This is a genomic window from Aliivibrio sifiae, from assembly GCF_002954705.1.
GTDB lineage: Bacteria > Pseudomonadota > Gammaproteobacteria > Enterobacterales > Vibrionaceae > Aliivibrio > Aliivibrio sifiae_A.
Window position 1 is genome coordinate 1,081,389 of sequence record NZ_MSCO01000002.1, and the last position, 9,082, is coordinate 1,090,470.

The 9,082-nt window shown below is 36.4% G+C and carries 9 protein-coding genes; 1 reads left to right on the forward strand and 8 read right to left on the reverse strand.

The genetic code is table 11. The features are described from left to right. Positions 1-27: 27 nt before the first annotated feature. Positions 28-1,389 (reverse strand): MATE family efflux transporter, encoded by a 1,362-nt coding sequence (locus BTO22_RS15790; protein WP_105056300.1) that lies wholly within the window; start codon positions 1,387-1,389, stop codon positions 28-30. A gap of 208 nt (positions 1,390-1,597) precedes the next feature. On the opposite strand from BTO22_RS15790, the gene BTO22_RS15795 reads away from it, so the two are divergent. Next, a complete protein-coding gene (locus BTO22_RS15795; protein ID WP_105056301.1) occupies positions 1,598-2,041 on the forward strand; it encodes a dCMP deaminase family protein in 444 nt (147 codons plus the stop codon). Between the two features lie 65 nt (positions 2,042-2,106). Here the strand turns inward: BTO22_RS15795 and luxG are convergent, their stop codons facing one another. The 7 genes from luxG to BTO22_RS15830 form a co-directional block, all read right to left on the reverse strand. After that, positions 2,107-2,817, reverse strand: a complete 711-nt coding sequence (luxG, locus tag BTO22_RS15800; RefSeq protein ID WP_105056302.1) for a flavin mononucleotide reductase LuxG — start codon at positions 2,815-2,817, stop codon at positions 2,107-2,109. A 3-nt stretch (positions 2,818-2,820) separates the two neighbouring features. Further along, positions 2,821-3,963, reverse strand: a complete 1,143-nt coding sequence (gene luxE / locus BTO22_RS15805) for a long-chain-fatty-acid--protein ligase LuxE (RefSeq protein WP_105056303.1) — start codon at positions 3,961-3,963, stop codon at positions 2,821-2,823. Positions 3,964-4,046: 83 nt separating this feature from the next. Next, positions 4,047-5,027 carry a luciferase subunit beta gene (luxB, locus tag BTO22_RS15810; protein ID WP_105056304.1) on the reverse strand — a complete coding sequence of 327 codons (981 nt, stop codon included), beginning with the start codon at positions 5,025-5,027 and terminating at the stop codon, positions 4,047-4,049. A 34-nt stretch (positions 5,028-5,061) separates the two neighbouring features. Further along, a complete protein-coding gene (luxA, locus tag BTO22_RS15815) occupies positions 5,062-6,126 on the reverse strand; it encodes a luciferase subunit alpha (protein WP_105056305.1) in 1,065 nt (354 codons plus the stop codon). 41 nt (positions 6,127-6,167) lie between these two features. After that, entirely contained in the window at positions 6,168-7,091 is a 924-nt protein-coding gene (locus BTO22_RS15820) for an acyl transferase (protein ID WP_105056306.1), read from the reverse strand. A 15-nt stretch (positions 7,092-7,106) separates the two neighbouring features. Beyond that, positions 7,107-8,543, reverse strand: a complete 1,437-nt coding sequence (gene luxC / locus BTO22_RS15825; RefSeq protein WP_105056307.1) for a long-chain-fatty-acyl-CoA reductase LuxC — start codon at positions 8,541-8,543, stop codon at positions 7,107-7,109. Positions 8,544-8,625: 82 nt separating this feature from the next. Continuing rightward, positions 8,626-9,082, reverse strand: a 457-nt coding sequence (locus tag BTO22_RS15830) for an acyl-homoserine-lactone synthase (protein ID WP_258132630.1), incomplete at its 5' end; no start/stop codon positions are given.

A 9,082-nucleotide genomic window follows, 5' to 3' on the forward strand; every position in this document is an offset into this window, starting at 1 on the left:
GTATTACTTCATCGAGATACTACTTTGCTATTGGAGTACTGCTGTTAATGACATTGGTTGTATTATCTTCTGGGATTTTAAATGATTCCAAACCATTGGTGTAATACACACAATAAGCGCAATATTTGAAACTGGCATTGCTAACCATACTCCATCAATACCTAGCCATTTCGGTAACATTAGTAAAAATGGTAATTGAATAATAATATTACTGATTGATATCACCATTGCCTTTTTACCTTCATTCACAGACAAGAAGTAAATGGTTACTAACACAATAATGCCGTCTAAGAACATCGCAAATAAATGATAGCGAATACCTACAATCGTTTCAGCAATAAGGGATTGGTCACCATTAGTAAATAAAGCGGTCGTTAACTCAGGAGAGATATTCAGAATCACGACCCAGCCAATACCAGTAATAGTCACCCACTTTAATGCCAACTTAAAGATTTGGTATACCTTCTTATTTTCTTTTGCGCCAAAATAATAGCTGATCGGTGGTTGCGCACCTTCGGCAATACCCTGAGCAAGAAGGTAATACAACATAAATAGATAACCAACTATCGCATAAGCTCCAACCGTCGTTGCTGAACCATAATGCATCATTAATGCATTATGCATCGCAACCACAAAGCTGCCGTACATATACATAACTAATGCAGAAGAACCCAATGTAAGTGATTGCTTCGCTTTATTACGAGAAAATAACACTTCATTAAGTGATAGCTGAATACTTGAACGCTTAGTAAAGAAATAATGAATGCCAAGCACGGTTACTACAGCTTGAGCAATAAGGGTTGCTAATGCTGCCCCTGATAGCCCTAATCCCATAACACCAATAAATAGGTAATCTAATACGATATTAATTAAAGCCCCTACAACAAGTAAAAAAGTCGCCACATTAGGAGATTCATCGTTTCTGACTAGCATTGGTAATGCAGTTGCACACGCAGTGAAAAAACCACCAAACATTAATACATTGATGTAATCCATCGCAAAATCAAAGTTCTTACCTTCTGCGCCTTGAGCATGCAAAATATTTTCAGAAAGCAATACGATACATACAATAGCCACAAGGCTTAATATTGCGAGTAACCAAAAACCAGTAGTTAATGCAACTTTGGTTTTTTCTAATTTATTTTCGCCACGGTAAATAGACATAACACTGCCTGTTCCCATGCCAATCATTACCCCTAGCGCACCTAATATACATATAGCAGGCCATGCCATATTAATACCAGCAAGTCCTTCAAACCCGATATAGTGACCGACAAAGATCCCATCGATAATTTGATACAGTCCACTCACCACCATTGCAGCAATAGAAGGGATGGCATAACGCCAAAAGGTACGTGTGATGGATGAATCTGCATGAAATGTTGTCATAATTTACCTCAGTAACAACAAAGAATTAAAGTGATTCTATGACACTATTTAAGATTGAAAAAGTTAGTACCCATCCGTTTTTCAGATACCTTGTAAATTATTTAGCAAAGATTATTGTTTTACTCTTATTGACAGCAAAGAACTGTGTTATAAGCTTATGAAATAGATAAACTTATATTAGTTAAATACAGAGACAAAGGGCTAAATTATGGTAACTAAATGGGCAAAACGATTTTTCCAAATGGCAGAATTGGTCGGTTCGTGGAGTAAAGATCCTTCAACACAAGTTGGCGCTGTGATTACAAAGCATAACCGTATTGTTTCTGTTGGTTTCAATGGCTACCCACACGGTGTATCTGATAGCGCAGATACGGATGACAGAGAATTAAAGTACTTAAAAACACTGCATGCAGAAGAAAATGCAATTTTATTTGCTAAGCGTGATTTAGAAGATTGTGATATTTGGGTAACACACTTCCCTTGCCCTAACTGTGCTGCAAAAATAATTCAAACGGGTATTTCAAAAGTGTATTGCCCAGAGCAAACAGAAGATTTCTTATCTCGATGGGGTGAGAAGATTCAAATCAGCCAAGACATGTTCTCACAGGCCGTTGTAGAAGTGACATGGTTGCCTTTGGATACATTAAAATAACCGAATAACGAGTGACATTAATCCGGTTATTGATGTTGTGGTATTCAGAAATACCACAACTAGTATCACAAGTAAGCAAAAGCATCTGCGTACATACGTTCTTGTTGTGCTTTCTTTTTTTCAACTAACTGTTCTTTTACAGCTTTTGCCATCATTGGTGGTCCACACACATAAATATCAAATAAAGTAAGATCCGTAAAATCCTCCATAATGGCATCAAGCACGGTTCCTCGTTTTCCTGACCACAAGTTTGAATCGTCATCAATAACAACAGGCACATAAGATAAATTGGTGTATTTTATTGATAACTGTTTCAGCTCTTCATCTATATATAAAAACTCACTGTTCTTTACTCCCCAATACACATAAATCGGTTGAGTAAATCGTCTATTTAAACAATTTTTTAAAATGCTGTTTATATAAGATAATCCTGTCCCGCCAGCGATTAGTAATAAAGGTTTTAGGGTATCGTCACGTAGCCAAGCATCACCATGAGGAGCATCAATTTCAATCATTGCATTTTTAAGTAAAGCATCCACAAAATACTCCATCGCCTCTAATGAACTATCTTTATCAGAACTGCCAATATGCAATTCAATTGTATCAGTCTCTGTAGGGCAACTCGCAATTGAAAAAGGCTGTTTCTTATTATCTCCTAAATAGACAAAGATATATTGACCCGCTTTAAACACGATAGGTTCACTTGGTGTAATATAAACCCTATAAATGTGATTTTTAGCTGCCTCTATTTTTAAAACCTTACATCTAACTCGCATACGCTACTCCTTATGAGCGATTCTTTCTTGCATTATGCTTGCCATAGACAGTGCACAGCCTTTTTGTGCTCGAGTATTTAACCGTCGAACAATATTCACTGTCGTTCCAGGATAAGCATCAGGTGCTTTTACATGATGAACCGTACCAATATCATCCGTTACAATAAAGGCGGGATAGCCTGTTGCTGATGCATCCATATAACTCAATAAGCCCAATTCACCATCAACAACTGGTTTCATGGTTTCAGGATCTAATGCGCGTGCATATACCCATGGAGGTACGTGTTTTCGTTGCTGTTTGTCTTCAAAAAAGCAGGTATTTAACTCAACTTGATTAAACGTGTCACGAATTTGATTTACATTAGATAAATAAAAAGTATCCATCACCATTTGATTAAAATCGTCACGATTTAACGACTCTCTTTGATTTGACTTCCAGCCGCCGCCAGTAATCACATGTAAGCGCTCTCCTGCTTTTAATTGGATTTTATTCTCCTTCATGTATTGGCATAATAAATAAACAAAATAAGGAGGGCCGATTAAACAAATATCTTTATTTGAGAAATAAATACGAAATAGATGATCAATCGTACTTTCAAAATCAATCTCGTCATCATTAACTGTGAACTCTGTTGGATACAGTAATTCAACTAAACTCATCACATATTTAAACCATACATTATTGGTATTAAAGCGATCAGGACCAAGATTCACTAATTCCATTTGGTGATCAAACCAATCCCCAACATATTTCATTCCAAAATTTACAGATCCTAATAAACGTTCAATACTAAGACGATCACGTCCAATATAACTTTTGACTCCACTGGTTCCGCTGCTGGTATACCAATTTTCTATTTCATCCTCATTTGCGGTATGGACTTTCAATTGCTTAAAAACAGACGTTGGAAACACAGGAATATCATCAAGTGTGTGAATGTTTTCACTAGTATGCTGGGTAACGCAATAATTTCGATACGTTTCATTTCGATTATAGTGAAAGTGAAAGGCCTCCCTCACTAATTTATCTTGAATTTTTTGCTGCTCTTCAAATGTCCATTCTTGTGGAGAACTCATAAAAATAAGATCATCAATTTCTGAACTTGCTATAATTTTATGCTTCTCAACAGATACCTGAATACTCATATATACTCCAAATTATTAAAGTAATAATTAGCGTTATAAGATTAAGAGAATGGCAGAAAAAATCTGCCATTCTTTCATAATGATTAAGTAAGATTCTGATGGATTTTCTGATTAACCATATTAATAACATTCTCAATGTTATTTTGATCTCTCATTGATTCAAAAGATAATAGAACAGTCGCCGCACCGGTTTTTTCAATCGCTAATTTAGTCGATTCATAATAATCACCGTCCGTTCCCACCGCATTCTCTTGAATGATCGTATTTATTTTTTCTATCGGATCGACATTTGGATAAGTTTCTATAATATAGCTTTCTAAATATTGTCTAACTTCTTCACGAGCTACATCACCATCAGCGTTTAGATTAACGATAACAGTTAATTGATGATCTATTCCTGAAGTATCAACACAATATTGTGTCGCTGTTTTATTATAAAGTAAAGCGTATTCTTCTTTCCTATCAAGGGCATCATCCCACTTAAAGGTTAACGGTAATCCCTTTCTCGCAGCCCAAGCCACCACTTCATCACTGCTTGCGACAACGTATTGTTTAGGGCCATACTCACTATAACAATGAGGGTTAATTGACACTCTAGGAAAATCATAAAAATCATTTTGAGGATGACAATAACCTGTCGTTAATGCCTCATTAATAATGGCGTAGCAAGCTTCAAATTGTGAGTGTTGAGACAGGATATGACGTTTAAAAAATATCATTTCAAAGTCGTTTTCACTCTCACTAAAACCAAGTATAAAACGCCCTTCTGACATTTGGTCTAATAAACTCGCTTCTTCTGCAATCCGAACAGGATGATGCGTTGTTATTACCTGATTTAATGAACCAATATGCAACTTATCTGTTAACCCAAGTAAAAAACCAGCAGCGGTAATTGGAGCGCCTATAATGCCATTTTTCGAGAAATGATGCTCATGAACAAAAACGCTATCAAAATGGTATTTTTCAGAGTCGATAAGCGTTACTGTATTTATCATGTTATCAAGCGTTTCTTCGGAGGTAGATCCATCAACTTGGAAGTTGAGGAAAAATAATCCAAATTTCATAATGTATTCCTTACGCTATTAAATGTATTAATGATTACTTAGGATCTTTTAAGAAAGGGGCCACTTCTGTCATGAAACGCTCCATTGACGCGACTATTTCATCTTCACTGCCGTTCGCTTCAAAGCCACACGTAATATTAGTGATACCCGTTGCATCAATATCACGCTGAATGATCTCAATACATTCTTCAGGGGTTCCTACCGGATTGATGTTATGACTATAATCAACTCGTCGATTGGTGTTTGTATGTCCTTGCAAAACAAAATTTCTCCATTGCCCTTTGTGGTAATCGTAGCCACGATTCTGATTACTATCGCTGAAAATATTCGTGGCATTAACATAAGAGTCATACCAACTTGTCAGGAACTTTCGACACACTTCGCGCGCTTTTTCTCGGTCATAATCCACAGAACAAATAAAGGTCATTGAATGATCAATCTTAGTAATATCATGACCATGCTCTGTCGCGATCTCATTATAGAGTTCCATTTGAGCTTTCTTCTCATTGGTTCCAATAATCCAACTCAATACCATAGGGAGCCCCTGACTCGCTAACCATTCTGTTGTACTGGCAGATTCGGCAGTCATGCAGGTTGCTATTTCTTTTGAATATGTCGTTGGATAAATCTCAACACTAGGGAAATCAATATGTTTACCATCGGTGCTAATGGTTCCAGTTTTGAAGCTACTGGTGATCATCTTATGAAAGTCTTGTGTTATTTCACGAGACTCTTCCATATTGACTCCAAACACTCGGAAGTCTTTATGGTACAAACCTCTCACAACACCAAAGTTGAAACGTCCTTTCGACAGTTGGTCTAATAACAAAACATCTTCTGCTTGACGAACAGGATGAGCTGTTGGAAGTACAACTCCCATCGTTCCTACTTTCAGTGTTTTGGTCCGCCCAAGTAAATTAGCCGCTGAAACAAAAAGATTCCCTGTAAGGCCAAACTCTGTGAAATGGTGTTCAAGAGTCCAATAAGTATCAAAACCCAGCTCTTCAGATGCAACGCCAAGCCGAACAAAACGGTCCATTACTTGTTTATGACTTTCACCTGGTGGTTGGTATGAAAAACAAATATTTCCGAACTTCATAGTATCTTCCTTTATTGTGATATGTCGTTTACGCTATCGAACTAGGCCAATATGAAAGACTCATTTTCAATTTGGCTTTTTAATCGACGTTCTTTTACTGTCACACTCGTCACCTCTTCAAATTTTGGTTCAATAATTATGACGTCCAAATCCAAAGAGCCCTTATCTAAAGCCATTGCGGCTTTCGTTACTGATTGATAAAAATTTCTTAAAACAACAAGGTTTTCCCCTAAATCATGTGAGCTACCAATTAATGAATACAGCTTGCACTTTGTAGGATCAAGAGTATTAATTAATGTAATAACCTCATCTTGTTTAACCCAATTATCATCGTTAGCCGTAAATGCAATAAATGGAACATCGCTGTTTTTCATCTTGTTAATTGTCGAATCTAACGTGTCCCACTGATGTTTAAAACAATCGGTAACAAAGATCTCAGAGCCTAAATTATGACCTTCAAAATCTAAATCCTCGGGTAAATCACGAATCGCTAATTGAAGATAATCGTACTTTAATGCTCGTTCCAATGTATCGCGTAAGTTAACAACACCAACCGCTGTCACTAAGAAGGAAATGTCTATTTCATTCGCTATCTCATAAGCAATTCGAGCAGATAAACTGGCGGCAATAAGCCCCAAGTTATTAATACCGCGTTCATTAAGCCAATCAATGACCGTCAATAAACTATTCTTTCCGATCGTCATGGAGAATTCATTAATATCACCACTACTTAAACCTACATGATGAAGTGAATCATAACGAATAACATGGAATCCATTGCTTGATAGGTATTCAGCAAGACCAGCAAAGTGATCCATTCGTCGAGCAAAACCAGAAGCAATTAGGATCGTGTTATTTTTTCTCTCTGTATTTTCTTTGGGTAACGTTTCCCAAACCCTAATGGTTTGACCATTTACAAGAGTAATAACATGATCAATAGTTGAGAACGTATCTGTATTTTCCATGTAATATCCTTTTGGTTATGGAACAAAAACAAGAAATTTGTCTTCTTCTAAATAACGGGTTTGTTCTATTTCTACTGCAACATCCTTAGTGGTATAGCTAGAGGGCCTTTCTTGTGAAATATAATTAACAAGGTGCTGAAGTGGTCTCATACCGTCATGTGAGCCTCCAACGCGAAATATATTATTCATACCCGATTCAACGATTCGTTCAGCCCCACACTCAGCGAGTTGATCCCTGTATTTAAATGAAGATTCCCATGGTGTAATAGAAACAGTTTGAGTCGTATTTTTATTAATAAAAGGGAATACATCTGAGATGTTATAAATTTGATGAATATAAACAGAACGAGATAGAGGCTGATTATTAAAACTGTTTAACGGTGATTCTATTAGTAGCCAACTTTGATTTTCTCCTTTTCTTACTTGGTAGCCAGAAAATAAACATTCTTTTTCTGTTAAACTGAATGCTGCTTTTTCATCGAAGTTTTGGTCGCCTTTCGGTAAAATCCGAGCGTATAACATTAATTGTTTCTCAAGTTCATTAATGAACTGGTTTAATCTATCGCCAATATAGTAAATATTTTGAGTTGAAAAACAGGCTTGTTGATCATAAAAACAAATATCATGCGCAACACCAGTCGCCGATTCGATAAGATCTTCAGGGTTATCAACAATAGTTAGGCTTTTCTTGGGACCAAACTTTAAAATATTCACATGAGGTGGAGCATGATTCACAGCCCACTTTATCGCCTCTTCCCCTCCCCAAGCAACGACGACATCTGCACTATCCATTATCCTCTGCGGCAAGGTCATATCTTCATCATGTGACCAATACATGACTGACATCGACCTTGTTATTGGATGATCGGCATTAGCATCAATAAAACTAGAAACTAATGCATTTGCGGTAAATGGATCGGCTGCTGGAGTTTTAATGATGCATTGATTCTTAGTTAAAATAGCTCGGAGAATAGAGGTAACGCCCGATAAAGGCACATTACCTGCCAATAAATGTACCGATTTTCCTTTAGGTAACGCTTTTACATAGCAATCTCCCTGAGGTAGCCACTCATCAGTGATATGCTGTGAACCTAAATCGTTTTTTACAATGTCATACAGTGCGCTTTTTGAGCACAACAACATCGCAATCCAATTCGCTTCTAACTTTGCCATTTCGTTAGAATACCCAAGATATTTTTCTAAATCCCGAATATAAGTTCGACGGCGTGTGTATTCTTCACTTTTCCAACGCTGTCCAACCGTGTATAAAAAATTAATAATCTGATTTAATGTCAATTTATTCTTTACGTCATTATTTATAGCAAGGTCTATATTTACCTCATCTGGAATTGCAATAAATAAGGTATTATTATTTAACAATACCTCTCTAGCATATGTACTTGAATTCTCTTTTATTATTCCAGAGATTATCATTGGGATATGTTTTTTCATTATAATCCTATACACAATCATTAAATAGCCAACCAACGATATGATAATATTGTTAGATAATTATATTTTTAATAGTTATATATCAACTTGCTATTGCTTCTCTAAACATATGATTAATTGGCATTGATAATACGACAGATTTAGTTTCGCCTAATAAATGAACTTGTTGATCTCCAATTCGCTCACAAGGAATATTTATGCGCTTTAAAAATCGCTCAATCGCTGTTGATGTGACCGTTACGTACTCTTTTATGTCATTTTTAATTGCATGAAAATATATCGCTTCAAATAATTTCATGGTTATTTCACTAGCAGAATCATGCATTTTCGAACTGTGTTTCCCTACAGCAAAACGACTTAACTCCACCACTTTTGGGTCACTTGGTGCCTTATGATGACCAAGTAATTCAGGAAATACGGTTTTTAACATATAATCACCAGTGGTCGGCAATAACCTCCAACATCCATTCACATTTCGGGTATCGTCACACGCATAAATATATTCAGCAGAGTCATTGTCATACTGATCAGATTCTAAA

What these genes read in the sequence shown, in the direction of transcription:
- BTO22_RS15790 (WP_105056300.1), bottom strand. Translation starts at nt 1,389, where the DNA reads ATGACAACATTTCATGCAGATTCATCCATCACACGTACCTTTTGGCGT.
- BTO22_RS15795 (WP_105056301.1), top strand. Translation starts at nt 1,598, where the DNA reads ATGGTAACTAAATGGGCAAAACGATTTTTCCAAATGGCAGAATTGGTC.
- luxG (WP_105056302.1), bottom strand. Translation starts at nt 2,817, where the DNA reads ATGCGAGTTAGATGTAAGGTTTTAAAAATAGAGGCAGCTAAAAATCAC.
- luxE (WP_105056303.1), bottom strand. Translation starts at nt 3,963, where the DNA reads ATGAGTATTCAGGTATCTGTTGAGAAGCATAAAATTATAGCAAGTTCA.
- luxB (WP_105056304.1), bottom strand. Translation starts at nt 5,027, where the DNA reads ATGAAATTTGGATTATTTTTCCTCAACTTCCAAGTTGATGGATCTACC.
- luxA (WP_105056305.1), bottom strand. Translation starts at nt 6,126, where the DNA reads ATGAAGTTCGGAAATATTTGTTTTTCATACCAACCACCAGGTGAAAGT.
- BTO22_RS15820 (WP_105056306.1), bottom strand. Translation starts at nt 7,091, where the DNA reads ATGGAAAATACAGATACGTTCTCAACTATTGATCATGTTATTACTCTT.
- luxC (WP_105056307.1), bottom strand. Translation starts at nt 8,543, where the DNA reads ATGAAAAAACATATCCCAATGATAATCTCTGGAATAATAAAAGAGAAT.